Annotated in this window: 27 protein-coding genes and 1 tRNA gene; 13 read left to right on the top strand and 15 right to left on the bottom strand. The window is 53.0% G+C overall.

All coding sequences use genetic code 11. The features are described 5' to 3' along the window. Positions 1-7: 7 nt before the first annotated feature. Positions 8-712, top strand: coding sequence for a leucyl/phenylalanyl-tRNA--protein transferase (aat, locus tag JQ822_RS02730; RefSeq protein WP_213132175.1), 705 nt, complete (start codon positions 8-10; stop codon positions 710-712). A gap of 285 nt (positions 713-997) precedes the next feature. Further along, the gene (gene infA / locus JQ822_RS02720; protein WP_002211347.1) at positions 998-1,216 is read left to right on the top strand and encodes a translation initiation factor IF-1; all 219 of its coding nucleotides are present in this window, start codon (positions 998-1,000) and stop codon (positions 1,214-1,216) included. A 78-nt stretch (positions 1,217-1,294) separates the two neighbouring features. Here the strand turns inward: infA and JQ822_RS02715 are convergent, their stop codons facing one another. Beyond that, positions 1,295-2,206: a LysR family transcriptional regulator gene (locus tag JQ822_RS02715; protein WP_213132174.1), complete on the bottom strand. Its 912-nt coding sequence runs from the start codon at positions 2,204-2,206 to the stop codon at positions 1,295-1,297. A 108-nt stretch (positions 2,207-2,314) separates the two neighbouring features. On the opposite strand from JQ822_RS02715, the gene JQ822_RS02710 reads away from it, so the two are divergent. From JQ822_RS02710 to JQ822_RS02700, 3 genes are all read left to right on the top strand, one after another. Further along, positions 2,315-3,175 (top strand): pirin family protein, encoded by an 861-nt coding sequence (locus tag JQ822_RS02710; protein WP_213132173.1) that lies wholly within the window; start codon positions 2,315-2,317, stop codon positions 3,173-3,175. Positions 3,176-3,191: 16 nt separating this feature from the next. Then, positions 3,192-3,869, top strand: a complete 678-nt coding sequence (locus tag JQ822_RS02705) for an isochorismatase family protein (RefSeq protein WP_213132172.1) — start codon at positions 3,192-3,194, stop codon at positions 3,867-3,869. Positions 3,870-4,017: 148 nt separating this feature from the next. Then, positions 4,018-4,105, top strand: a tRNA-Ser gene (locus tag JQ822_RS02700). Positions 4,106-4,197: 92 nt separating this feature from the next. On the opposite strand, the gene rlmC is transcribed toward JQ822_RS02700, so the two are convergent. The 10 genes from rlmC to JQ822_RS02650 all read right to left on the bottom strand — a co-directional run bounded on the left by rlmC (position 4,198) and on the right by JQ822_RS02650 (position 13,056). Then, a complete protein-coding gene (rlmC, locus tag JQ822_RS02695) occupies positions 4,198-5,325 on the bottom strand; it encodes a 23S rRNA (uracil(747)-C(5))-methyltransferase RlmC (protein ID WP_213132171.1) in 1,128 nt (375 codons plus the stop codon). A gap of 40 nt (positions 5,326-5,365) precedes the next feature. Further along, positions 5,366-5,899 carry a YbjO family protein gene (locus tag JQ822_RS02690; protein WP_213132955.1) on the bottom strand — a complete coding sequence of 178 codons (534 nt, stop codon included), beginning with the start codon at positions 5,897-5,899 and terminating at the stop codon, positions 5,366-5,368. A gap of 12 nt (positions 5,900-5,911) precedes the next feature. After that, positions 5,912-6,757 carry a putrescine ABC transporter permease PotI gene (potI, locus tag JQ822_RS02685; RefSeq protein ID WP_213132170.1) on the bottom strand — a complete coding sequence of 282 codons (846 nt, stop codon included), beginning with the start codon at positions 6,755-6,757 and terminating at the stop codon, positions 5,912-5,914. Then, a complete protein-coding gene (gene potH / locus JQ822_RS02680) occupies positions 6,754-7,707 on the bottom strand; it encodes a putrescine ABC transporter permease PotH (protein ID WP_213132169.1) in 954 nt (317 codons plus the stop codon). Before potH ends, potI begins: the two co-directional genes overlap by 4 nt. 9 nt (positions 7,708-7,716) lie before the next feature. Further along, complete coding sequence (gene potG / locus JQ822_RS02675) at positions 7,717-8,850, bottom strand: putrescine ABC transporter ATP-binding subunit PotG (protein WP_213132168.1); 1,134 nt, start codon at positions 8,848-8,850, stop codon at positions 7,717-7,719. A 137-nt stretch (positions 8,851-8,987) separates the two neighbouring features. Further along, positions 8,988-10,100 carry a spermidine/putrescine ABC transporter substrate-binding protein PotF gene (gene potF / locus JQ822_RS02670; RefSeq protein ID WP_213132167.1) on the bottom strand — a complete coding sequence of 371 codons (1,113 nt, stop codon included), beginning with the start codon at positions 10,098-10,100 and terminating at the stop codon, positions 8,988-8,990. A 430-nt stretch (positions 10,101-10,530) separates the two neighbouring features. Next, complete coding sequence (locus tag JQ822_RS02665; protein WP_213132166.1) at positions 10,531-11,007, bottom strand: YbjN domain-containing protein; 477 nt, start codon at positions 11,005-11,007, stop codon at positions 10,531-10,533. 90 nt (positions 11,008-11,097) lie between these two features. Next, the gene (gene rimK / locus JQ822_RS02660) at positions 11,098-12,000 is read right to left on the bottom strand and encodes a 30S ribosomal protein S6--L-glutamate ligase (protein ID WP_213132165.1); all 903 of its coding nucleotides are present in this window, start codon (positions 11,998-12,000) and stop codon (positions 11,098-11,100) included. Positions 12,001-12,059: 59 nt separating this feature from the next. Then, positions 12,060-12,782, bottom strand: a complete 723-nt coding sequence (nfsA, locus tag JQ822_RS02655) for a nitroreductase NfsA (protein WP_213132164.1) — start codon at positions 12,780-12,782, stop codon at positions 12,060-12,062. Then, on the bottom strand, positions 12,766-13,056 hold the full coding sequence (locus JQ822_RS02650; RefSeq protein WP_213132163.1) for a YbjC family protein: 291 nt from the start codon (positions 13,054-13,056) through the stop codon (positions 12,766-12,768). The genes nfsA and JQ822_RS02650 overlap by 17 nt, the downstream gene beginning before the upstream one ends. 172 nt (positions 13,057-13,228) lie before the next feature. Between JQ822_RS02650 and JQ822_RS02645 the strand changes: the two genes are divergently transcribed. After that, complete coding sequence (locus tag JQ822_RS02645) at positions 13,229-13,492, top strand: GrxA family glutaredoxin (protein ID WP_135322543.1); 264 nt, start codon at positions 13,229-13,231, stop codon at positions 13,490-13,492. Between the two features lie 34 nt (positions 13,493-13,526). On the opposite strand, the gene JQ822_RS02640 is transcribed toward JQ822_RS02645, so the two are convergent. Beyond that, positions 13,527-13,907, bottom strand: coding sequence for an inner membrane protein YbjM (locus JQ822_RS02640; protein ID WP_213132162.1), 381 nt, complete (start codon positions 13,905-13,907; stop codon positions 13,527-13,529). 268 nt (positions 13,908-14,175) lie between these two features. Between JQ822_RS02640 and JQ822_RS02635 the strand changes: the two genes are divergently transcribed. Next, a complete protein-coding gene (locus JQ822_RS02635; protein WP_135322544.1) occupies positions 14,176-15,861 on the top strand; it encodes an aspartate:alanine antiporter in 1,686 nt (561 codons plus the stop codon). 250 nt (positions 15,862-16,111) lie between these two features. Next, positions 16,112-16,909, top strand: coding sequence for an SDR family NAD(P)-dependent oxidoreductase (locus JQ822_RS02630; RefSeq protein ID WP_213132161.1), 798 nt, complete (start codon positions 16,112-16,114; stop codon positions 16,907-16,909). Positions 16,910-16,922: 13 nt separating this feature from the next. Here JQ822_RS02630 and JQ822_RS02625 read toward each other — a convergent pair whose 3' ends face one another. Next, positions 16,923-17,465, bottom strand: coding sequence for a TetR/AcrR family transcriptional regulator (locus JQ822_RS02625; RefSeq protein ID WP_213132160.1), 543 nt, complete (start codon positions 17,463-17,465; stop codon positions 16,923-16,925). A gap of 85 nt (positions 17,466-17,550) precedes the next feature. Between JQ822_RS02625 and JQ822_RS02620 the strand changes: the two genes are divergently transcribed. The 3 genes from JQ822_RS02620 (at position 17,551) to JQ822_RS02610 (ending at position 19,964) form a co-directional block, all read left to right on the top strand. After that, positions 17,551-18,759, top strand: coding sequence for an MFS transporter (locus JQ822_RS02620; RefSeq protein WP_213132159.1), 1,209 nt, complete (start codon positions 17,551-17,553; stop codon positions 18,757-18,759). Next, positions 18,759-19,574 (top strand): Cof-type HAD-IIB family hydrolase, encoded by an 816-nt coding sequence (locus JQ822_RS02615; protein WP_213132158.1) that lies wholly within the window; start codon positions 18,759-18,761, stop codon positions 19,572-19,574. The genes JQ822_RS02620 and JQ822_RS02615 overlap by 1 nt, the downstream gene beginning before the upstream one ends. 108 nt (positions 19,575-19,682) lie before the next feature. After that, positions 19,683-19,964: a hypothetical protein gene (locus tag JQ822_RS02610; RefSeq protein WP_446714996.1), complete on the top strand. Its 282-nt coding sequence runs from the start codon at positions 19,683-19,685 to the stop codon at positions 19,962-19,964. A gap of 27 nt (positions 19,965-19,991) precedes the next feature. Here JQ822_RS02610 and JQ822_RS02605 read toward each other — a convergent pair whose 3' ends face one another. Beyond that, a complete protein-coding gene (locus JQ822_RS02605) occupies positions 19,992-21,224 on the bottom strand; it encodes an MFS transporter (protein WP_213132157.1) in 1,233 nt (410 codons plus the stop codon). A gap of 298 nt (positions 21,225-21,522) precedes the next feature. On the opposite strand from JQ822_RS02605, the gene ybjG reads away from it, so the two are divergent. Both ybjG and deoR read left to right on the top strand, forming a co-directional pair. After that, entirely contained in the window at positions 21,523-22,131 is a 609-nt protein-coding gene (gene ybjG, locus JQ822_RS02600) for an undecaprenyl-diphosphate phosphatase (RefSeq protein ID WP_213132156.1), read from the top strand. A 66-nt stretch (positions 22,132-22,197) separates the two neighbouring features. Then, the gene (gene deoR, locus JQ822_RS02595) at positions 22,198-22,956 is read left to right on the top strand and encodes a DNA-binding transcriptional repressor DeoR (RefSeq protein ID WP_213132155.1); all 759 of its coding nucleotides are present in this window, start codon (positions 22,198-22,200) and stop codon (positions 22,954-22,956) included. A gap of 45 nt (positions 22,957-23,001) precedes the next feature. On the opposite strand, the gene dacC is transcribed toward deoR, so the two are convergent. Continuing rightward, a complete protein-coding gene (dacC, locus tag JQ822_RS02590; RefSeq protein WP_135321164.1) occupies positions 23,002-24,204 on the bottom strand; it encodes a serine-type D-Ala-D-Ala carboxypeptidase in 1,203 nt (400 codons plus the stop codon). Positions 24,205-24,276: the final 72 nt, after the last annotated feature.

The raw sequence follows: 24,276 nt of genomic DNA, 5'->3' as shown, positions 1-24,276 counted from the left end.
CGCTGTCATGCGCCTGGTGCAACTTTCCCGCAATTCTATCGCCTTCCCGTCACCGGAAGGCGCTTTACGCGAACCTAACGGTTTGCTGGCGCTTGGCGGCGATCTCAGCCCTGCCCGCCTGCTGATGGCGTACCAGCGCGGCATTTTCCCGTGGTTTTCTCCCGGCGACCCCATTCTCTGGTGGTCGCCCGATCCACGCGCCATTTTATGGCCTGAGAAATTTCACCTTAGCCGCAGCATGAAGCGCTTTCATAAACACTCACCCTATCGCGTCACGCTCAATTACGCATTTGGTCAGGTTATTGAAGGCTGCGCCAATGACCGGGAAGAAGGGACCTGGATAACGCGTGATATTGTGGACGCTTACCACCGGCTGCATGAACTGGGGCACGCGCATTCTATTGAGGTATGGCAGCAAAATGAATTAGTCGGCGGCATGTACGGCGTTTCGCAAGGGACGCTATTCTGCGGTGAATCGATGTTCAGTCGTCAGGAAAATGCCTCCAAAACCGCACTGCTTGTTTTTTGCACTGAATTTAGCCGTCAGGGCGGAAAATTAATTGACTGTCAGGTATTAAATAGCCATACAGCGTCGCTGGGCGCCATCGAAACCCCTCGTCGGGAGTACCTTGAACACGTAAGCAGACTGCGCCAACAGCGGTTACCCAGCCATTTTTGGGTACCCCGGACGTTATTTTTACCTCAGGAGTGAATGTTTTCGGCACATTTTTTGTCGGGGTGTTATAATTGTGCCGCAGAGTTGGTTTAGCCCATTACCCCGCCGCCGTTAAGGAACAGTTCGCGTCAGGCAACGCCTATCGTTTATCTCATCGTTCCCTTACACGTTGCGCTTTAAGTGCGGCTTTGCCGTGTGTGGATAGAGTAATGCGCCAAACCTGATTTGCTGTGTTTTAAACGCACAAATCTTTACTTATTAAAAGAACTTCGGCATTATCTTGCCGGTTCAAATTACGGTAGTGATACCCCAGAGGATTAGATGGCCAAAGAAGACAATATTGAAATGCAGGGTACCGTTCTCGATACGTTACCTAATACCATGTTCCGCGTAGAGTTAGAAAACGGTCACGTGGTTACTGCACATATCTCCGGTAAAATGCGTAAAAACTATATCCGCATCCTGACGGGAGACAAAGTGACTGTTGAGCTGACCCCGTACGACCTGAGCAAAGGCCGCATTGTCTTCCGTAGTCGCTGATTGTTTTCACGCCAGACCGGCGTCCAGATAATAAAAGGTCGGTATATCCGGCCTTTTTTGTGGACCCAATTTGAGGATTTAATCCTCGATCATGCGCGCATATTCTTCCGTCAGAAAATCCACTAATGCACGCACCGATGGCAATAACCCTCTGCGCGATGGAAAGACCGCGTGAATAATCTCCCGCCTGGGCTCCCACCCGTCGAGCAACGCCACCAACTCCCCCACCGCTAATTGATCCTTGACCATTAACTGCGGGAGTTGCACAACACCTACGCCGGCAACCGCCGCCTCGCGTAACGCCAGCATATCAGTTGTGATCATCCGCGGCGTAAAATGCACTTCCGCACGCGCACCCTGCGGGCCAAACAACTCCCAGCGATGAACATGTTTACCGGAGGCCAGGCTCAGCCCAGGCCAGCGGGTCAACTCTGCCGGTGCGTGCAATGCTCCCATCTGCTCAACCAATCGCGGACTGGCATACAGCCGGTGCCCCCTGTCAGCAAGTACCCGCATAACCAAATCACTGTCTTCAAGAGGACGTGGCCGGACGCGAATGGCCACATCCAGACCTTCCCCAACAACATCAACGCGGCGATTCGTGGCCTCAAGCTGCACTGTCACATCCGGATAACGCGCCATAAACCTCGCCAGCATGGGCCCAATATGGGCATGCAACAAGGTCACCGGGCACGTCAACTTCACTATGCCACGAGGCTCAACCTGCAACGCGGCAATGGCATCCTGAGCCGCCTGCGCCTCAACCAGCATCGCCTTGCAATGTTCATAAAAGGTCTGCCCGACTTCCGTGACATTAAACTGTCGGGTAGTTCGCTGAATCAAACGCACCCCCAGTCTCTCTTCGAGTTGCGCAATGCGCCGGCTGAGTTTTGATTTCGGTACATCAAGCGCACGACCTGCCGCCGCGAATCCTCCCTCTTCGACAACATGCACAAACCATGCGAAATCATTGAGATCCAGCTTCGTCATCTTATTGTCCTATTAATGAGACGGTGAGGGTTATTTTAGCCACTACCCAGCTTGCTGTCATGAATATAAGCTTATTCACATCAAGATAACGCCACTGAGGAGACACATATGAAACACGTAACAGGCGTCTACACTGCACCTCGCCCGCACTGGGTGGGCGATGGATTTCCGGTTCGCTCGATGTTCTCTTACCAGTCTCATGCTGAGCAGCTAAGCCCGTTCCTGCTGCTGGATTACGCCGGCCCGCATACTTTCACACCGGGTAACGAAAAGCGTGGTGTGGGTGAGCACCCGCACCGTGGTTTTGAAACGGTGACCATTGTTTACAGCGGTGAGGTTGAGCATCGTGATTCAACCGGGCGCGGCGGCATTATCGGTCCGGGCGACGTGCAATGGATGACGGCAGGGGCCGGGATCTTACACGAAGAATTTCATTCGCCGGAGTTTACCCGTAAGGGTGGCGAGCTGGAAATGGTCCAGCTGTGGGTCAACCTGCCAGCCAAAGACAAAATGACCGTGCCGGGCTATCAGGGCATCAGCAGCGACGTTATCCCTACCGTCGCCCTGCCAGATGACGCAGGCACCGTCCGCGTAATTGCGGGTCGCTATCAGGACACGAAAGGTCCCGCGCATACCTTCTCACCGTTGAATGTGTGGGATATGCGCCTGCAAAGCAATCATCCGGTCACGCTGTCCCAGCCGGAAGGATGGAGCACAGCGCTGGTGGTTCTGAAAGGCAATATTACCGTCAACGGCAGCACGCCGGTGAGTGAGGCGCAACTGGTGGTATTAAGCCAGCAGGGTAAAGACCTACATATTGAGGCCAGTAGCGATGCCAGCGTGCTGCTGCTGTCCGGCGAACCGTTAAATGAGCCTATTGTTGGTTACGGTCCGTTTGTGATGAACACAAAACAAGAAATCGCCGAAGCCGTACGCGATTTCAACTCCGGCCGTTTTGGCCAAATCTGAAGCGAAGGAGAATACGATGTCCAGTCCTGCAAATTTTAATGGTTCACGCCCGGTTATCAACGTAGATGATGCGGTGATGCTGCTTATCGATCACCAGAGCGGACTTTTTCAGACCGTCGGTGATATGCCGATGCCCGAGCTGCGAGCTCGCGCCGCCGCGCTGGCAAAAATAGCTACTCTGGCGAAGATGCCGGTGATCACCACCGCCTCCGTTCCTCAGGGACCCAACGGCCCGTTGATCCCGGAAATCCACGCCAATGCGCCCCATGCCCAGTACGTGGCGCGCAAAGGCGAGATCAACGCCTGGGATAACGAAGATTTTGTTAAAGCAGTCAAAGCAACCGGTCGTAAAACGCTGATTATTGCCGGCACGATCACCAGCGTCTGCATGGCTTTCCCGGCCATCAGCGCGGTGGCGGAAGGATATAAAGTGTTTGCCGTCATTGACGCTTCCGGCACTTACAGCAAGATGGCGCAGGAAATCACGCTGGCACGTGTAGTGCAGGCAGGCGTTGTGCCAATGGATACTGCAGCCGTCGCGTCCGAAATACAGCGGACCTGGAACCGGGAAGATGCCGCTGAATGGGCGGACGTGTACACCAAAGTCTTCCCGGCCTATCAGCTGCTGATCGAAAGCTACAGCAAGGCTCAGGAGGTCGTGACCAACGGTGAAAAACTGGATTCTCAGCGCTAATCATATTCACCGTGCCTGTTCGGGCGCTGAATATGTCTAATGCTTAACCAAACGACAGTGAAGACGTAAATTCTGCTTGACCGTTTTAGCGCAACTCCCTATAGTAGCGCCCCGTTGCCCCCCAAGCGGTCAGGCAGCAATACAATACGGTGAGGTGTCCGAGAGGCTGAAGGAGCACGCCTGGAAAGTGTGTATACGGCAACGTATCGAGGGTTCGAACCCCTCTCTCACCGCCACATTTGAGAAAGAGCTCGTACGCAAGTACGGGCTTTTTTTTCGTCTGTAATTTATGCAGGATGCAGTGCAAGCACCGTATCCTGCTAAATGATTATCGGCGGCTGAGCAGCGTCAACACTTCATAGTGTGCGGTATGCGGGAACATATCAAAAAGCTGGACCCGCTCAATGTGATATCCCGGCAGCTCGTGAATATCTTTCGCCATGCTTTGCGCATTACAGCTGGAGTAGACAATAAACTGCGGCGCCATACGGGAAAGATAATCACACAACGGTTTGCCAATCCCCCGGCGCGGCGGATTCACCAGCACCAGGTCCGGTACTTCTCCCTGCGCCGTCGCGAACTGGGTCGAGTCCAGCGCCTGAAAATGCAGATTCTGTAACCCCAGCTCCTGCGCAGACTGTTTCGCACAGGCGATCGCCTCTGGCGCGATTTCAATCCCCGTCAGTTTCATCTGCGGCGTGGCACAATGCAGACCAAAGCCCCCGACGCCACAAAACAGATCCCACATGTGGTTGACCGGAAGCTGTCGCACCCAATCTCGGGCCGTGGCATACAAGCGCCCCGCCACCACCGGGTTGGTCTGAAAGAAGCTCTGTGGGCGGATCCACAACGGAACATCGTTAAAACGTTCTGCCAGCGCCTGCTGCTCGGTCAGGAAGATTTCTGTCTCACCTTCCATAATCGCCATATGCACCGGCTGAATATTGACCGTAATCACCTTGAGCTGCGGTAACTGCGCCTGCAACCACGGCAGCGCCGCACGCAGTTGCTCCAGCTTCGCCTCAGAACGCAGAACAAAACGCAGCATCATACCGCCATCAAACTGGCTTTGCGTTAACAGGACATATTTAAGTTCGCCCCGCTTACGTGCCACGTTGTAAGGCGTCAGCCCGGCGCGGGCGATAAAGGGCTTTAGCGCAGCAAACACCGGCGCAAATGAGGCAGGATAAAGCGGGCAGTCGCACAAATCTTCAGGCGTACCGTCACGATGCAGCATACCTAACAGCGGTTTCTCCACGCTGCCGCTCACAACCATCTTGGCTTTATTACGAAATGCGCTCTCCGGGCCACCGACTGGCGCGCACCATTCCCCGACCAAATAATCGGCAAGCAGATCCTGGAGATCGGTTATTTTTGCACGGAGTTGATCGCCAACAGGCTGTGAAATCCACTGACAGGAGCGACAGCGATTGGCGTCATAAAGTGCGCACTGCATACGAAAACCTTCAAATTATCCGGGGCGAAGATTATACACATTATTGCAGACGGAAGAACCGTCGACTGGACGCCGGAACAAACAACAGTAGCAGCACCAGCATATCCGGTAATTTCTGCATCACCAGCGTGCGAAAAATTTCACGCTTCGATTCGCCCGCAATACTGAACAACTCAGGATAACCATAACCCAACGACGCCGCCCACAAATAACCGGAGGCCACCACCTGGGTGAACAGATAAATCCAGCGCGCCCAGTTACGCCCTTTTACTAACGAAAAGGCACAGTAAATTTCGATAAAGACCAGCATCAGACTGCTTAAAAACACCAGCGTCAAATCCCAGGTCTGCACGCTACGGTGAATGAACGCGATCGTCCCACGCACGCCTAGCGTGTTAAAAATCATCAACAGATCGAGACCGCGGATCATAATAATAGCGAGCGCCGCCACCTGCACCAAAGCAGGGACGTTTAAGCGAGCATGTGATGTGGATGATTTCTTAAAAAATCCCAACGCGTCGTCTTCCGTGAAAACGGCGCAGCGCCACGTGCTGCACCGAGTAGAGGTTGGCAGATTTTAGTTTTTTCAGCCGCGTCTTGCACGCTGGATATCGCGCAACCGCTGCTTTTCTGTCCGGGCCATCAGATACCACGCGATAAATCCGATAATTCCGACCACGCCAAGTATAAGCGTAGCCAGGGCGTTGATCTCCGGATTAACCCCCATGCGTACACTGGAGAACACCAGCATCGGCAGCGTCGTCGACCCAGGACCGGAAACAAAACTGGCGATCACCAGGTCGTCAAGCGACAGCGTGAAAGCCAACAGCCAGCCGGAAATCACCGCGGGCATAATCATCGGCAGCGTGATAACAAAAAACACCTTCAGCGGCGTGGCGCCAAGATCCATTGCCGCTTCCTCGATGGAGTGATCCAGTTCGCGTAAACGCGAGGAGATAACAACCGCCACATACGCCGTACAGAAGGTGACGTGCGCCAGCCAGATGGTCAACATCCCGCGATCTGCCGGCCAGCCAATGGCATGTGCCATGGCGACAAACAACAACAACAGCGATAACCCGGTGATGACATCCGGCATAACCAGCGGCGCGGTGATCATAAAGGCAAAACCATTCGATCCACGGAAACGGCCAAAACGCACCAGCACCACGGCAGCAATCGTGCCCAGGATCGCCGCCATCGTCGCCGCACAGGCTGCAATGGTTAAACTCATGCCAACGGCGCTTATCATCGCAGTATCGTGCAACAGTTCTCCGTACCAGCGCGTTGACCACCCTGCCCAGACCGTCACCAGTTTAGAGCTGTTAAACGAATAGATAACCAGCATCAGCATCGGCGCGTACAGGAAAGTGAACCCCACCACCAGGATAAAAATGCGCCACGGCGAGCGAACGACCGGTAAGTTATTCATCCGTGTTCCCCCACGCTTTTTTGCTGATATTTATGGAACCACATGATCGGCACAATCAGTAACAGCAGCATAATAATCGCTACGGCAGACGCCACCGGCCAGTCGCGGTTATTGAAAAACTCCTGCCACAGCACGCGGCCAATCATGATGCTGTCCGGGCCACCCAGCAGTTCAGGGATAACAAACTCCCCGACCGCCGGGATAAACACCAGCATTGACCCGGCGATAATCCCACCTTTGGTCAACGGCACAATCACGCTAAAGAAGGTTTTCAAAGGCCGGGCCCCGAGATCCAGCGCCGCTTCCACCAGCGAATAGTCAATACGCGTCAGCGCGGTGTAGATAGGCAGCACCATAAACGGCAGATAGGCGTACACAATACCGATATAGACCGCCAGATTAGTGTGCAGGATCGTCAGCGGCTGATCGATAACCCCCAGCCACATTAGAAAATTATTCAGGATGCCGTTATTTTTCAGGATCCCCATCCACGCATATACGCGGATCAAAAACGACGTCCAGGACGGCAGGATCACCAGCAACAGCAGGATATTACGCGTTGACGGTTTGCTGTGCGCCACGGCCCATGCCAGCGGATACCCCAGCAGCAGGCAGCAGATCGTCGAAATCCCCGCCACCTGCAATGACTGAAGATAAGCATCGACATACAGCGGATCGGCCGTCAGCTGCAAGAAGTTGCCTAAATTGAGCGTAATGGCGAGCTGATCGTCTGCCCATGAGACGAGATCGGAATATGGGGGGATAGCCCGCGCCATCTCAGACAAAGAGATCTTAAAGACGATTAAAAACGGTAGCAAAAACAGCAGAATCAGCCAGACATACGGCAGCGCAATCACGATCTTGCGCCCGTGCTTCATCTGCATCCGCGACATATACAGCGTGAAACGGCTCGCTTTGCCTACGCGTGCCGGAGGTTCAAGTGTACTCATTTTCGCTCCTTAAACCGTCAACACTACACAACTGTCCGCATCCCAACACAAACGCACCTCATCGCCCCAGGTCGGTAATCCCTTGCGATAGCGATGTTCGTTTTGTAGCTGGGCGCTCAACATCTGGCCGCTTTTTAAACGTACGTGGTAAACAGACAAATCGCCGAGGTAGGCAATATGCACCACTTCCCCTACCGCAAAGTTATAGCCGTCTGCCGGTGGTGCCTCACAGAGCATAATTTTTTCCGGGCGCAGCGCGACATACACCGGAACGTTATCAACGATAGAGGCATCGGCATCGACTTTCAGCGGATGAACCAGCCCCGGCGAGTCGATGACCAGACCATCTTCCTGACGATCTTTTAGCAACCCCTCAAATACGTTTACCGAGCCGATAAATTCTGCACTGTAGCGGGTGGTCGGGTGCTCATAGATCTCTTCAGGCTCGCCGATTTGCACGAACTTACCCCGATTCATGATCGCAATCCGCCCCGCCATCGTCATGGCCTCTTCCTGATCGTGCGTCACCATCACGCAGGTCACGCCGACGCGTTCGAGGATATCAACCACTTCCAGTTGCATGCGGTCACGAAGCTTTTTGTCCAGCGCTCCCATCGGTTCATCCAGCAGCAGCAGCTTAGGTCGTTTTGCCAGGCTACGCGCCAGTGCCACACGCTGACGCTGACCGCCGGAAAGCTGATGCGGTTTACGTTTGGCAAATTCCTGCATATGCACCAGGCCCAGCATCTCGTTGACGCGGCTGGTAATTTCAGCTTTCGGCAACTTGTCCTGCTTAAGACCAAAGGCAATGTTCTGCTCCACCGTCATATGCGGAAACAGCGCGTAAGACTGAAACATCATATTAATCGGACGCAGATACGGTGGGACATGCGCTAAATCGACGCCATCAAGCATGATTTGCCCGGTGGTCGGCAGTTCAAAACCCGCCAGCATGCGCAGCAGGGTCGATTTGCCGCAACCGGACGCCCCCAGCAGGGCAAATATTTCACCTTTGTAGATAGTCAGGCTGACGTCATCGACGGCGTGCTGGCCCTCAAATGACTTGGTCAGATTGCGAATTTCAAGCAGCGGGGTCAGCGCTTTACGGGTCTTCGCCTGTGGGCGGGGGGTCGCATCATTCACTTGGGTGCTCTCCGGCATAAAACAAAGAAACGGTGCAAATAACGCACTATGATGGTGCGTATTGCCGGGTTATTGGTGCTCGGGGATCGGTAGCCCCGGCGGACACACGTGCCGCCGGGTCATGTCCCTGGCGCGGGTTATTTCCCGCTTTTCACCTTGGTCCAGGCGCGGGTACGGACACGATCAATCTTCGGATCCTGTACTTTCAGCGTGAACAGTTTGGCTCGCACATCGGCTGGTGGATAAATACCCGGATTGTCACGAACTTCAGGGCTGACCAGCGCCGTCGCTTCTTTGTTCGCATTGGCGTAGAACACGTGGTCGGAAATATGGGCAATCACATCCGGGCGCAGCAGGTAGTTGAGGAACTGATACGCTTCGTCTTTGTTTTTAGCATCCGCAGGCATGGCGAAAACATCGAAGAACGCCATCGCCCCTTCTTTTGGAATCGAGAAAGAAATATTGACGCCATTTTTCGCTTCTTTAGCGCGATTAGCGGCCTGCCATACGTCCCCTGCCCAGCCGATGGCCACGCAGGTATCACCGTTTGCCAGATCGTTAATGTATTGAGAAGAGTGGAAATAACGAATATTCGGCCGCAGTTTCAACAGCAGGTCGGTTGCCGGTCCGGTGTAATCGTCCGCTTTGGTGCTGTTAGGGTCTTTACCCAAATAGTTCAGCACGGTGGCAAACACCTCTTCGGGCGCATCGAGGAAAGAAACGCCGCAGCTTTTGAGTTTTTCCAGATTTTCCGGCTTCAGGATCAGATCCCAGCTGTCGACCGGCGCATCCGGCCCCAGCACCGCTTTAACTTTATCCACGTTGTAACCAATACCGGTGGTTGCCCACATATACGGCATCGCAAACTTGTTGTCAGGATCGTGTTTCGCGACCAGTTTCAGCAGTTCGGGGTCGAGGTTTTTCCAGTCCGGCAGTTTGCTTTTATCCAGCGGCTGGAATACACCCGCAGTAAGCTGACGCTCAAGGAAACTGGCGGAAGGAACGACAAGGTCAAAACCGGTGCTGCCCGCCATGAGCTTACCTTCCAACACTTCATTGGAATCGAATACGTCATAAACGACTTTAATCCCGGTCTCTTTTTCAAAATTAGCCACTGTATCCGGGGCGATATAATCAGACCAGTTATATATATGCAGCGTTTTTTGTTCAGCAGCGAGCGTGCCGGCAGAGATGGACATCAGAGCACCCGCAACCAGGCCTGATAACCATTTTTTATTTAAGGCGGTCATAATCTCTTTCCTTCTGAAAGTTCGTTAACAAACGAACAAAAAAGTCACACTCTACGATATGCAAGAAACGTGCATATTCTTTCATTCAACGCAGATGAAAAGAGATGCTTCCCCTGCGCCACTATGGCTCGCTGATAACCGCAAATCATTCAACATGCATTGCGGCTGCATGCAGCCCACAAGGGAGTAATTGAAGGATGACGTTTATAAGCCTCGCCAGAATAACTTTAGCCAGGATTCGAGGATATAGCCCAGTTAAAAAAACGTCTTTTATCAATTTTTTATGCAGGTTTTGTCTATGACATAAAGCGGAAGGTGCAGATTGGAAGTGAATAATTCTTTAATGAAAGGTTAAATGCAGAATAAAAATAGGGTAATACGCAACCGCTCTGGCAGCGGCTGCGCTATTGGCATCATGGTTCAGGAAGTATTAATGGAGGAAGTGAGTCTCAGTGCTACCGTTTTGCACATCTTCTTCGGCGTTAAATAACAGCTGATGCGCCCCGGCTTCAAGGATCACCATGGATATCTGTTCTTCGCTCTGACGAACAAACCATTCAAACTGCTCAAACGTGACGCCCGGCACCACGTATAAAGACTGGCAAACCACCAGCTTTGGCAGATTATCATCCTGCATATCCAGAAACGCTTTCACCGTCAGTGAACTGGCATTTATGGACGACAGATCGGCGGCAAGCGGCAGCAACGCAGATGGCCTGACTTCCGCCATCGCAGAAAACAGAATCACGTTATCCACCAAATCAATTTTCGCATCAAAGATGCCGTCGAAGTTTTGCATGTGAGGTAAATGCAGCGCCTGACAGGTATCGCATTCAAAAAAACTCATGCCCAGGTCGTCGAGCCATTGACGCAACGTATCCAGAGTAGGAACGACCAGTGATGTCATAATAATGTGCGACCTCTTTCGATGAAAAAATTACCGGCACAGCTTACGCAAAAAGACTGCGTCATACCACGATCGCAATCGATATTGCGTTTAGCCGCCGATTTTAAGACAGAATTCAGGTGTAGCATGGCGTTCGATCCACTGGATCATCCGCGCAGCAATATCAATCCCCGTGGTTTTCTCCACGCCTTCCAGCCCCGGAGAGGCGTTAACTTCCATGACCAGCGGCCCACGGTCTGCACGCAGGATATCAACCCCCGCGACATCCAGGCCCATGGTCCGGGCGGCCTTGATCGCGATGTCTCTTTCACGCGGTGTAATATTTGCAATACTGGCAACGCCGCCACGATGAAGATTGGAGCGAAAATCGCCTTCTTTTGCCCGACGCTCAATGGCGGCCACCACTTCGTCTCCCACGACAAAGCAGCGAATATCCCGCCCTTTCGCCTCTGCAATATATTCCTGAACCAGAATGTGCGCGTTCAGCCCACGAAACGCATCCACGACGCTCTCCGCAGCCTGACGCGTTTCGGCCAGCACGACACCGATGCCCTGCGTGCCTTCCACCAGCTTCACCACCAGCGGCGCGCCGCCGACCATATCAATCATGTCACTGGTGTCGTCAGGTGAATGCGCGATTCCGGTGATGGGCAAATCAATTCCCTGGCGTGCCAGCAGCTGCAACGAACGCAGCTTATCGCGCGCGCGGGTGATCGCCACCGACTCATTCAACGGATAGCTACCTAACATCTCAAACTGGCGCAATGCCGCCGTACCGTAAAAGGTAATCGCCGAACCTATTCTTGGGATGACCGCGTCGAAATGGGGGAGCTGGCGGCCCTTGTAATGAATCGAAGACGCCGCCGGGCTGATGTTCATATAGCAAGAAAGGGGATCGATAATTTCAACCAGGTGACCGCGCTGCATCGCCGCCTCACGCAGGCGCTTACAAGAATAGAGCGTTCCATCCCGGGACAAAATGGCAATTTTCACCCTGCACCTCTCTGAAAGACCAGCTAAAAGCCGGCGTATCATACACCGGGTTATAATCTTTAGCGCGTAGCCCATCCCTGTTTATGCAAATATTCCAGGATAAAGGGTCGATTTTCTTTGATGATAGTACGGCGGATATGATCGCTCCAGGTATCGCGACGGGTGTTGCTACCACGGGTCAGGTAATACTGTGCAAGCTGCTCATCATATTGCGCCAGAGCGTCATTATTGAGCGGCTGGTATTGATTTTCATGCACCACAATAGCAGCAGGCAATCGCGGTTTGATATCCGGGTTATCTGCAGGCCAACCGAGGCACAGGCCAAACAGCGGCAGAACATGCTGCGGCAGTTTCAGTAACTCAGTCACCGACTCGATATTGTTGCGCAGCCCGCCAATAAACACGCCGCCAAGCCCCAGCGATTCTGCGGCGGTCAGCGCATTTTGCGCCATCATCGCCGTGTCAACCACGCCCAGCAGCAGTTGTTCTGCCAGACCCAGTTGTGCATCAGGGCAAATCTGTAAGTGACGGTTAAAATCGGCGCAAAACACCCAGAATTCGGCGGCCTGCGCCACATGTTTTTGTCCACCCGACAGCGTAACCAGCGACTCACGCAGGGCCTTATCTGTCACCCGAATTATCGTGCTGCACTGTAAAAAACTGGAACTCGACGTGCCTTGCGCGGCAGCAATAATAGCCTCACGCTGCGCATCCGAAATCAACGCATCGGTGAAATGGCGAATGGAACGGTGGCTACGAAGTAAATCAATGGTTGGAGTCATCTCTTTTTTCTCTGGCTGAACGGGAAGAAACGTCGGATGTTCGTGACATCAGTTGCGGCGCCAACAGTTGCGCCACGCGCCACATTAATAACACCGCGGCGGGAAGCATCAGCAATACGCCCAGAAAAATCATCACCACACAGGCCAACGGGCTGTTAAGCGGCGCGGGTAAAGTGAGGTAATCGTTGAGCGACAGCAGCGCCAGCGCTAACGACACCATACCGATCGTTTCCAGAATCAATACGCTTTTAGGTAACACACCCACAGTGCGCATACGCGGCCTCCCGGCGAAGTGGCACGTAGTATAAAACGTTCCGGGTTCTCATGTTTAACAGATATAGGGTAGATGTATCAAAGCAACAGGCCGAACCTGCTTTTCATCCGGCATAAATCGCGGCATCATACAGGTATACGCCATCTGGCCTGATAAGTTCGAGGAGAGAGAGATGTTTGCTGTTATTTTTGGTCGCCCAGGATGCCCATATTGCGTGCGCGCAAAAGAATTAGCAGAAAAATTAAGCAATGAGCATGAAGATTTTAACTTCCGCTACATTGATATCCATGCCGAAGGGATCTCAAAAGCCGATCTGGAAAAGACTGTGGGTAAGCCGGTCGAGACCGTTCCGCAGATTTTCGTCGATCAGAAACACATCGGCGGCTGCACGGATTTTGAAGCATGGGCAAAAGAGAATGCGAATCTGTTCGCCTGATTGCCGTCTCTACGCCCTCCAGTGGAGGGCGTCGTCAGTGTTTTTTCCGCTGCCGATGCTGATTAAATAAGCTACTGATAAATAAAAAGCATAATGCGCCAAGCGCGCACCAAAACACTGCACTAAACAACCATGCCAATTCTTGCCACAGCGAACGCGTGGGCATAAACACAAACCGCATCAATAACAGGCAACACGGTGCTGCTAACATTGCACCAAGAAGGGGCCTAAGCACCTCCCGACGATGGGAAAAAAAGCTTGCCGCAGCACCTGGCAATATAAAAAATAACAACCCGACCTCAGGATGCCCAGCCGCCTTAAATGCCCCTTTCACGTTCAGCGTCAATGAAAGACACACCACAATAAAAAGCACGAAGCAGCAGATCGCACCCGCCCAACCTTGCTTATGTTTCAATCGTTCCTCCTGACACTCTCTATCGAACACACTTTTCGCCCAAAGGCGTCCAGTCAGATAAAGTCGTTCGGCATTCCATGCCAAAAACACACTCACACGATTCTTATAGCCGTTGAAACGTAATGAGATTAAACTAGCCGCATATATTGTCATGCTGCTTTATTTGGGGCTGTGTACGATGCTGTCGCCCCCTTAATTTCTGGCAAAAACATTAGCGTAAATTGCCATTTCTTTCAATAGCTTACTAGTAAACAAGAAGTTAGCCTCCGTGAATATAAACGTCGCAGATTTGTTAAATGGGAATTACATCCTGTTATTATTTGTGGTCCTGGCTCTGGGCCTGTGTCTGGGTAAATTACGCCTGGGGACAGTCCAACTTGGTAATTCCATTGGCGTTTTAGTGGTGTCCCTATTATTAGGCCAGCAGCACTTTAGTATTAACACTGATGCTTTAAATCTCGGCTTTATGCTGTTTATTTTTTGTGTCGGCGTCGAAGCCGGTCCCAACTTTTTTTCGATTTTTTTTCGCGATGGGAAAAATTACCTAATGCTTGCTCTGGTCATGGTCGGTAGCGCAATGCTGATCGCCCTGGGGCTGGGTAGGCTATTTGGCTGGGATATCGGTCTGACAGCCGGCATGCTGGCAGGCTCAATGACTTCGACGCCGGTGCTGGTCGGCGCGGGTGACACATTGCGCCACTCGGGGATGACGGGAACACAGCTGTCAACCGCGCTTGATAACCTGAGCCTCGGTTACGCACTGACCTATCTGATCGGGCTGGTCAGCCTGATTGTCGGCGCCCGTTACCTACCAAAACTGCAGCATCAGGATCTACAAACCAGTGCCCAACAAATCGCCCGAGAACGTGGCCTCGACACCGACGCTAACCGTAAGGTCTATCTGCCGGTGATCCGCGCCTATCGTGTGGGTCCGGAACTGGTTGCCTGGGCTGATGGTAAAAATCTGCGCGAGTTGGGCATCTATCGCCAGACCGGGTGTTATATCGAACGTATTCGCCGCAACGGTATTTTGGCTAACCCGGACGGCGACGCCGTGCTGCAGATGGGCGATGAAATTGCCTTAGTGGGCTACCCGGATGCGCATGCCCGCCTCGACCCAAGTTTCCGTAATGGCAAAGAAGTGTTCGATCGCGATCTGCTCGATATGCGCATCGTCACCGAAGAGATCGTGGTGAAAAACCACAATGCCGTCGGCCGTCGTCTGGCACAGCTAAAACTGACCGATCACGGCTGCTTCCTGAACCGCGTGATCCGCAGCCAGATTGAGATGCCAATTGATGACAACGTGGTGCTCAATAAAGGCGACGTGTTGCAGGTGAGCGGCGATGCCCGCCGTGTGAAAACCATCGCAGACCGTATCGGCTTCATTTCAATTCACAGCCAGGTGACCGATTTGCTGGCCTTTTGCGCCTTCTTTATCATCGGCCTGATGATCGGAATGATCACTTTCCAGTTCAGTAATTTCAGCTTTGGCATCGGAAACGCTGCTGGCCTGCTGTTCGCCGGAATTATGCTTGGCTTCCTGCGAGCCAACCACCCGACATTTGGCTACATCCCACAGGGTGCGCTGAACATGGTGAAAGAGTTTGGCCTGATGGTCTTTATGGCAGGCGTCGGCTTAAGCGCGGGTAGCGGTATTGGCAACGGCCTCGGTGCCGTCGGTGGACAAATGCTGATTGCGGGTCTGGTTGTCAGCCTGGTGCCGGTTGTCATATGTTTCTTGTTCGGTGCTTACGTATTACGTATGAACCGCGCCCTGCTGTTTGGCGCCATGATGGGAGCACGTACCTGCGCTCCGGCGATGGAAATCATCAGCGACACCGCGCGCAGCAACATCCCTGCTTTAGGTTACGCAGGCACATATGCCATTGCCAACGTCTTACTGACGCTGGCGGGGACACTTATCGTCATCGTCTGGCCTGGCCTCGGTTAAAAATTGCTCCTTAAATGAAAATTTTTTGCAGGTTAGCAGAACTTTTCTTCAAGGTGTCAGTCATAACTATTGCCACTGCTTTTCTTTGATGTCCCCAATTTGTGGAGCCCATCAACCCCGCCGTTTTGGTTCAAGGTTGATGGGTTTTTTGTTGCCTGAAATCCGTCGTCCCTTCTTTCCTTCGTCCTGTTTGCATCATCCGGGTTATGGCACATACTTTTAAACGGTGCTTTTGGTGATGGGGTGCGCAATGTTACTTGCTGGCAAAATCGCAGTGATCTTCGGTGGAAGCGGCGCGATAGGGAGTGCAGTTGCGCAGGCTATGGCCCACGAAGGGGCGAATGTGTACCTTGGCGCACGCAGTCAGCATAAGCTCGACCAGGCTGCTGCTGGCATTCGCACGGCGGGTGGCATGGCTGAAACCTTTATCACCGATGTCCTCGACGATCGGGTTACGGCTGAACAGGTTACACGCCTGGCCCAGAAAACCGGCGGCATTGACGTGGTAGTTAACGCCACTGGATTTTTACACGATCAGGGTAAACGAATCGACGCGCTATCCCTGGCTGAGTTTATGCGCGGCGTTACCCCTTTCCTCACCGCACAATTCAACATCTCAAAAGCCGTCACGCCGCATATGGGCGGCGAGCGTACGGGAACCATTATCACCATTGTTGCTCCGGCGGCGTCCATGGCAATGCCCGGTCATCTGGGTCACATTGTCGGCTGCGCGGGAATCGAGGCTTTTATTAAAGCGCTCGCCAGTGAGCTTGGTCCGCAGAATATCCGCGTCCTCGGCGTACGATCGCATGCCATTGTTGATGCGGTACAGGCAGGGGCTTATACCGGTGAGATATTCGCTGCAAAAGCACAGTCAATGGGGTTAACTGTGGAACAATGGCTTGGCGGTGCCGCACAAAGCACGATGCTAAAACGCCTGCCAACGCTGGCACAAATCGCCGAAGTCATCACGTTTCTGGCATCTAATCACGCCAGCGCGATGACCGCGACGGTGGTGAATGTCACCGGAGGCGCGACCGTCGGCTGATAAGAGGTTAGTGCTATGGCAGCCCCGCAATGCGCGCCACCATCACCAGAATATCGTTTCGTCGCAGCGGTTTTTTATCGGTCACAAAATGCAGCGTCATCCCTTCAATAAAGGCATCCAGCGCGCGAGCCGTGGCGGGATCGAACCACTGCTCTAAGGTTTGTTGACTGCGCTGCATCCAGTTCTGCATCACCGTTTTCAACGCGGGTTTGCGGCCGGCAAACGCGTACAGTTGGTACATAACCTCCATGTTATCCGGCGTGGTAACCTGCGAGCTATAAATCATCTCGGTTATGGCGTGACAGGCCTGCTGCGCATTGGTCACGCCCATAAAAAATGCCTGATACTGCAGCGACATAGTGCCGGTAAAACGGCCGAATGCCTCCATCAAAAGCTCATCGATTCCCGAAAAGTAATAGGTCATCGACCCCAACGGCACCTGAGCGATTGTCGCAATTTTACGATGCGTAACTGCATGAATACCGTGGGTTATTACCGCTTCCAGAGTAGCCTGAACTATTTTTTCCCGCCGTTGTGGATCGTTCGCGCGTCGCACTGCGTTTCCTCTTCTTGCATTTGTGTACAAATGTACACAACCTTGCTAATGTTGTCTCCTTTCCTCTTTTCTTTGGCTCGAATTCATGACTGGCATCTCATCACGCAAAGCCTTAAGACGCCGTACCTGGGCGCTTTTTATGTTTTTCTTTTTACCAGGATTATTAATGGCTTCCTGGGCAACGCGTACCCCAGCCATCAGAGATATCCTCTCCGTTTCTACCGCTGAAATGGGGGCGGTACTGTTTGGACTCTCTATTGGTTCGATGAGTGGCATTCTTTGTTCGGCCTGGCTGGTGAAACGATTTGGCACGCGGAAAGTGATCCGCACCACCATGTCATGCGCGGTCATTGGGATGGCTATCCTCAGCGTTGCGCTGTGGTTGCATTCCGCCTGGCTATTTGCATTTGGGCTGGGAGTATTTGGCGCCAGCTTTGGTGCCGCAGAGGTCGCCATTAACGTCGAAGGTGCGGCGGTCGAGCGCGAAATGAATAAAACCGTTCTGCCGATGATGCATGGTTTTTATAGCCTCGGCACTCTGGCAGGTGCAGGTGTCGGGATGGTGCTCACCGCCTTTAGCGTCCCCGCGAATGCGCATATTCTGCTGGCGGCGCTGGTGGCTATTACGCCGATATTTATCGCCATCAAAGCCATCCCAGACGGCACTGGTAAAAACGCCGCCGATGGCTCTCACTCCGCCGAAAAAGGACTGCCTTTTTACCGTGATATCCAGTTGCTGCTCATCGGTGTTGTGGTGCTGGCGATGGCGTTTGCCGAGGGTTCCGCCAATGACTGGCTCCCGCTACTGATGGTAGACGGACACGGGTTTAGCCCGACCTCTGGTTCCCTGATTTATGCCGGGTTTACGCTGGGTATGACCGTCGGACGGTTTACCGGCGGCTGGTTCATCGACCGTTACAGCCGTGTTGCGGTGGTGCGTGCCAGTGCGCTGATGGGCGCGCTGGGTATTAGCCTGATTATCTTTGTCGACAGCTCGTGGGTTGCAGGCGTGTCCGTCATTCTGTGGGGACTCGGTGCATCACTGGGCTTCCCGTTGACCATTTCGGCTGCCAGCGATACCGGACCCGATGCCCCAACTCGCGTGAGCGTTGTGGCAACTACCGGCTACCTGGCCTTCCTGGTTGGACCGCCGCTGCTGGGCTATCTGGGTGAACACTACGGCCTGCGCAGCGCCATGCTGGTGGTGCTGGCTCTGGTGCTGATAGCGGCTATCGTCGCGAAGGCTGTCGCCAAACCAAACATCAAAAACACCACTGTGATGGAGAACAGCTAATGGCTATTAAGTTAATTGCAGTCGACATGGACGGCACGTTTTTAAGTGACCAGAAGACCTATAACCGCGAGCGGTTTATGGCGCAGTATCATCAGATGAAAGAACAAGGGATCCGCTTTGTGGTCGCCAGCGGCAACCAGTACTACCAGCTAATCTCCTTTTTCCCCGAACTGGCTAACGAGATCTCGTTTGTGGCGGAAAACGGCGGCTGGGTGGTCAGTGAAGGGGAAGATGTCTTTAACGGCGAACTGGCAAAAGACGATTTCCAGGCCATCGTCGATCACCTGCTGACACGAGCAGACATTGACATTATCGCCTGCGGCAAAAACAGCGCATATACGCTGAAACAGTACAGCGATGAGCATAAAACCATTTCTGCCATGTATTATCATCGCCTTGAATTTGTGGATAATTTCGACAACATCAACGACGTGTTTTTTAAGTTCGGACTGAATATTTCAGACGCGCGTATCCCCCAGGTACAGGCAGACCTCCACGAGGCAATTGGCGACATTATGGTGCCTGTGCATACCGGCTACGGCAGCATCGATTTAATTATACCGGGCGTGCATAAAGCAAACGGTCTACGTCTGCTGCAACAACGCTGGAATATTCGCGACGATGAAGTAGTGGTATTTGGTGATGGCGGCAATGATATTGAAATGCTGCGTCAGGCGGGATTTAGTTATGCAATGGCGAACGCACACGAACCGGTTATCCAGGCGGCAAAATATCGCGCCGGGTCGAATAACCAGGAAGGCGTGCTGGATATTATCGATCGGGTGCTAAAAAAAGAAGCACCATTTACACGATAACGCCTCAGCACAGACGGCAACAAAATGATGGCATGATCTATTCATAATCCGCTTCACATTAACCCGCTGGATAATTATCTCCAGTGAATATTCTCAGGTGAGCTGATTATGAAGAAAAGTGTACTGATAGCGACAATATTGCTGGGGTTTGCGGGAAGCGCACTGGCGCAAAGCGTCACTGTTGATGTGCCGAGCGGTTATAAAGTAGTCGTGGTTCCCTCATCCGTGAGCGTGCCGCAGGCGGTCAGCGTCGCTACTGCTCCACAAACGGTGTATGTTGCTCCGGCCCCTGCCCCAGCGCCCGTTTATCGTGCGCATCCTTATGCACGACATGTCGCAAGCGTTGGTGAAGGGATGGTTATCGAACATCAGATTGACGATCATCACTAAGTCTTGCAAAGCCCGGGCAACCGGGCTTTAGCCTTCCCGTGAGTCCCCTACTTGTTTATCTTTCAGGAAGATAAACATCAGAGCCAGCCACAGCACACCGCTGGCCAGATTAAACAGGCTGAACAGACCGTTGCCGCCGAGTAAATAAGCATGTTTGCTCAGTTCAATACCAACGGTAAAAATCAGCATCTGCAACATGCCCATCGCGGCGGAAACCGTCCCTTTGCTCATATCGCTGGCAAACAGCGTCAAGCGTACCAGCCCGGCATTCGCCACACCAATCCCAAACGCATAAATACTCAGCCCTGCCGTCATCCACAAATAGGCATGGGAGGAGACCACCGTGGCCGCCGCAGCAATAACCAGCCCTACGGCGATTGGCCAGCCGCCCATGATAATCAGCGACCGTACCGTGCGTCGTGCGGTCAGGCGCGCCAGCACCAGGTTACCGGCAATCAGTGCACCGAAAATCGGCACCTGTAACAGACCATATTCATAGCTGCTCAGCTGTTCACCGCTAATAATGATTATCGGCGACTGGGCGATCCACGCCAGCAGCGGCAGGCTGACAAAACCCAATGCCAGGGCTCCGGCGACAAAACGCACATTCTTCAATACCAGCTTGTAGTCTTTGCCCAACTCTTTAATCGACAGCTTTTCACCAAGCCGGGTTGCCGTTTCTGGCATCGCGCGCTGCAGACCAAAAAAGGCGATGGCAGCCAGCGCCGCAAACAGGATAAACATCCCTTCCCACGGCAGCACGTGCACCCAGGCAGCACCGACCAGCGGTCCCAGCAACGGGGCGATCAACGCCACGTTCGCCATCAGCGCGGTAATTTTGATGCATACCGCCTCTTCAAAGGACTCCTGGATCGCGGCATAACCCACCGCACCAATAAAGCACAGGCTGATCCCCTGCAAAAAACGCAGGAAGGTAAATTGTTCAATGTTCTGCGCAAACAGCGTCGCAAGGCAGGTAATAATGAACCACACCACGCCGGTTAGCATCACCGGACGACGACCAATACGGTCCGACAGCGGTCCTAACAGCCACTGCAAAAACATGCCGCCTGCCAGATACGCGGTCATGGATGTAGGAACCCAGTCTAATCCGGCTTGATATTGCTCCACCACCGCCAACATACCGGGCTGGATCATATCGTTACCGATATACGTGGAGAATTCGTAAAGCACCAGACAGAGAGGGAAAAGTAATGCCTGACGCCCCAGTCGGGCGCCTGAAGATAAACGGTTGTGCATGCAATCTCTTAACCAATGAAAAAACGCGCAAAGTGTAATAAATGCGCCGGACTGGTGATAGTGAATTATGTGATTTGACAGAAAAATGCGCACATTTTTACACTCAGTTTCACAATGCTCTTTTGCTTTAAGGTTAATTTAAGTTGAAGCCGTTATCATGCTCCATAGACGACATTAATTATCTTAAAAAGAGTCATTTAACGGACAAATAAGACAACGCCGCTTTTTATCCCGTTAAAGCTAACTTATGCTCCGCCTGATAGGACTCTTTTTAACTACTGTGCTGAATCTGGATGTTATGCTGGAAAATCTGAACAACTCGCTATTTTACCTGATCAACGCCACGCCGGACTCTGCGCAATGGGCGATCGCGTTTGCCATCTTTATTGCTAAAGACCTGATCAGCATCGTACCGCTGTTGGCCGTCATCCTCTGGCTTTGGGGCCCGCGCGACCACGTCGTCACTCAGCGCATATTGGTGATAAAAATAGCGCTGGCGCTGATTGTCGGCCTGACCATTTCATGGCTGATGGGGCATGTGTTCCCCCACGATCGTCCGTTCGTTAACCACATCGGCTATAACTTCCTGCACCATGCAGCGGATGACTCTTTCCCGAGCGATCACGGTACGGTTATTTTTACCTTTGCGCTGGCCTTTTTGTTCTGGCACCGCCTTTGGACGGGCGCTCTACTGATGATAGTTGCCGTGGCGATTGCCTGGTCACGGGTGTACCTCGGCGTACACTGGCCGCTGGATATGCTGGGTGGGTTACTGGCAGGGCTTATCGGCTGCCTGAGCGCCCAGATGATCTGGCAACGATTCGGAACCACGCTGTATTGTACTTTGCAGACCTGCTATCGCACCTGTTTCGCCCTGCCGATCCGTAAAGGCTGGGTACGTGACTAACCCACGGTAAAAAGAGTAGTATTAAACGCTCGATATGAAGCGCTTACTCTACTCACCAGGGGAACTATGGAAACACGACGCGACGAGCGTATTGGTCAATTGCTGCAGGCGCTGAAACGCAGCGATAAATTACACCTTAAAGAAGCCGCGACGCTGCTGGGCGTATCTGAGATGACCATCCGTCGCGACCTGAATAATAACAATGCCCCGGTTGTGTTGTTGGGAGGCTATATTGTTCTGGAACCCCGTAGCGCCAGCCACTATTTAATCAGCGACCAGAAGTCCCGACTGGTGGATGAGAAACGTCGTGCTGCGCAGCAGGCTGCGAGCCTCGTTCAGGCGCATCAGACGATCTTTTTTGACTGCGGCACCACCACGCCGTGGATCATTGAAGCCATCGATAATGACCTGCCTTTCACCGCCATTTGCTACTCGCTGAATACCTTTCTGGCACTGCAGGAAAAACCACTGTGTCGCGTTATCCTGTGTGGCGGTGAATTCCATGCCAGCAACGCTATTTTCAAACCGCTCGATTTTCAGGAGACGCTGAATAACCTGTGCCCGGATATCGCGTTTTACTCTGCGGCTGGCGTACACATTGACAAGGGCGCAACCTGTTTTAACCTGGAAGAATTAGCGGTGAAGCACTGGGCAATGTCGATGGCGCAATATCACGTATTGGTGGTGGATCACAGCAAGTTTGGCAAGGTGCGTCCCGCGCGGATGGGCGAGCTAAAACGCTTTGACAGCATCATCAGCGATACTCGTCCTGACGATGAATTTGTTGATTACGCGAAAGTGCAGCACATTAAGCTGATATATTGAAAGATACTGCCGGACGGCGATAGCGCCATCCGGCAATCGGTAAGATTAAGAGAACCAGCCACCAAACCACTGGTGGAATTTCATCATCACAAAATCCCACATCCGGCTAAAGAAACCACCCTCTTCAACGGCCTCCATCACCATCAACGGACGCTGCTCGATGGATTTCCCATTCAACTGGAAGTCGATAGTCCCGACAACCTGACCTTTCTTCAGCGGCGCGGTTAACTGTGGCTCAGTCAGGGTAAAGCTGGCTTTCAGATTTTTAAGCTGGCCGCGCGGAATGGTCACCGAACCGGCTTCCCCGGCACCCAGGTTCACTTCGCTCTTATCGCCAAACCACACGCGCTGAGTCACGAAAGTGGCATCTGGTTTAATCGGCGTGACGGTTTCAAAGAATCGAAAGCCCCACGTCAGCAATTTTTCTGACTCATTAAAACGAATACGGTCGGTTTTCGCCCCCAACACCACGGAGATCAGGCGCATATCGCCCTGAGTCGCGGAAGCCACCAGGTTGTAACCCGCCCCTGCTGTAGTACCCGTTTTCATTCCGTCCACGTTCAGGTTGGTGCTCCACAGCAGACGGTTGCGGTTCGGCTGGCGAATTTTGTTAAAGGTAAACTCTTTCTCTTTATGGATGGCGTACTCTTCCGGCACATCGTGGATTAGCGCCTTCCCGAGCAGCGCCATGTCACGTGCGGTACTGAACTGCCCTGCTGCATCCAGACCATGCACCGTCTGGAAGGTGGTATTGGTCAGTCCCAGTTTTTGCGCATAGCCATTCATTAAACCAATAAATGATTCCTGGCTTCCGGCGACGTAATCCGCCAGCGCGATACAGGCATCATTACCCGACTGAATGATAACGCCTTTGTTCAGATCGGACACCGCCACCTGATCGCCGGGCTTCAGGAACATCACCGAAGAGCCGCGCAGGGCCGGGTTACCCGTCGCCCAGGCATCTTTGCCCACGGTAACCATGTCATTCAGGTTAATTTTCCCGGCCTTCAGCGCCTGACCCACCACATAGCTGGTCATGATCTTGGTCAGACTGGCCGGGTCCAGTTTCTCATCAGCATTACCTTCCGCCAGCACCTTGCCGCTGGCGTAATCCATCAGGATCCATGCCCGCGCATCAACGCTCGGTGGAGCCGTTGGTTGCTCCGCCGCCTGTACGGTCGGCGCCAAAAGGATTAAGAGTGCAGAACCCGCAGCCAGGCTGCGAAGTGAAGAGAAGTATTGCGTCATAAATGCCACCCGAGTATCCATTCCAAAAAAACCACGTCATACCACACCGTGTTTACACAAACTGCATCGGCC

The organism is Citrobacter sp. FP75 (genome assembly GCF_018342065.1).
Lineage (GTDB): Bacteria > Pseudomonadota > Gammaproteobacteria > Enterobacterales > Enterobacteriaceae > Citrobacter.
Note: the sequence above shows the minus strand (reverse complement) of the source record. Positions and strands in the feature narration are given on the sequence as shown.

Bases quoted from the DNA above. Each gene is read 5' to 3' on its own strand.
- dacC (WP_135321164.1), bottom strand. From the start codon at position 24,204: ATGACGCAATACTTCTCTTCACTTCGCAGCCTGGCTGCGGGTTCTGCA.
- aat (WP_213132175.1), top strand. From the start codon at position 8: ATGCGCCTGGTGCAACTTTCCCGCAATTCTATCGCCTTCCCGTCACCG.
- JQ822_RS02715 (WP_213132174.1), bottom strand. From the start codon at position 2,206: ATGACGAAGCTGGATCTCAATGATTTCGCATGGTTTGTGCATGTTGTC.
- potH (WP_213132169.1), bottom strand. From the start codon at position 7,707: ATGAGTACACTTGAACCTCCGGCACGCGTAGGCAAAGCGAGCCGTTTC.
- deoR (WP_213132155.1), top strand. From the start codon at position 22,198: ATGGAAACACGACGCGACGAGCGTATTGGTCAATTGCTGCAGGCGCTG.
- JQ822_RS02615 (WP_213132158.1), top strand. From the start codon at position 18,759: ATGGCTATTAAGTTAATTGCAGTCGACATGGACGGCACGTTTTTAAGT.
- JQ822_RS02605 (WP_213132157.1), bottom strand. From the start codon at position 21,224: ATGCACAACCGTTTATCTTCAGGCGCCCGACTGGGGCGTCAGGCATTA.
- JQ822_RS02705 (WP_213132172.1), top strand. From the start codon at position 3,192: ATGTCCAGTCCTGCAAATTTTAATGGTTCACGCCCGGTTATCAACGTA.
- rlmC (WP_213132171.1), bottom strand. From the start codon at position 5,325: ATGCAGTGCGCACTTTATGACGCCAATCGCTGTCGCTCCTGTCAGTGG.
- JQ822_RS02710 (WP_213132173.1), top strand. From the start codon at position 2,315: ATGAAACACGTAACAGGCGTCTACACTGCACCTCGCCCGCACTGGGTG.
- JQ822_RS02620 (WP_213132159.1), top strand. From the start codon at position 17,551: ATGACTGGCATCTCATCACGCAAAGCCTTAAGACGCCGTACCTGGGCG.
- JQ822_RS02630 (WP_213132161.1), top strand. From the start codon at position 16,112: ATGTTACTTGCTGGCAAAATCGCAGTGATCTTCGGTGGAAGCGGCGCG.
- infA (WP_002211347.1), top strand. From the start codon at position 998: ATGGCCAAAGAAGACAATATTGAAATGCAGGGTACCGTTCTCGATACG.
- JQ822_RS02665 (WP_213132166.1), bottom strand. From the start codon at position 11,007: ATGACATCACTGGTCGTTCCTACTCTGGATACGTTGCGTCAATGGCTC.
- potI (WP_213132170.1), bottom strand. From the start codon at position 6,757: ATGAATAACTTACCGGTCGTTCGCTCGCCGTGGCGCATTTTTATCCTG.
- ybjG (WP_213132156.1), top strand. From the start codon at position 21,523: ATGCTGGAAAATCTGAACAACTCGCTATTTTACCTGATCAACGCCACG.
- potF (WP_213132167.1), bottom strand. From the start codon at position 10,100: ATGACCGCCTTAAATAAAAAATGGTTATCAGGCCTGGTTGCGGGTGCT.
- JQ822_RS02645 (WP_135322543.1), top strand. From the start codon at position 13,229: ATGTTTGCTGTTATTTTTGGTCGCCCAGGATGCCCATATTGCGTGCGC.
- JQ822_RS02650 (WP_213132163.1), bottom strand. From the start codon at position 13,056: ATGCGCACTGTGGGTGTGTTACCTAAAAGCGTATTGATTCTGGAAACG.
- nfsA (WP_213132164.1), bottom strand. From the start codon at position 12,782: ATGACTCCAACCATTGATTTACTTCGTAGCCACCGTTCCATTCGCCAT.
- JQ822_RS02610 (WP_446714996.1), top strand. From the start codon at position 19,683: ATGAAGAAAAGTGTACTGATAGCGACAATATTGCTGGGGTTTGCGGGA.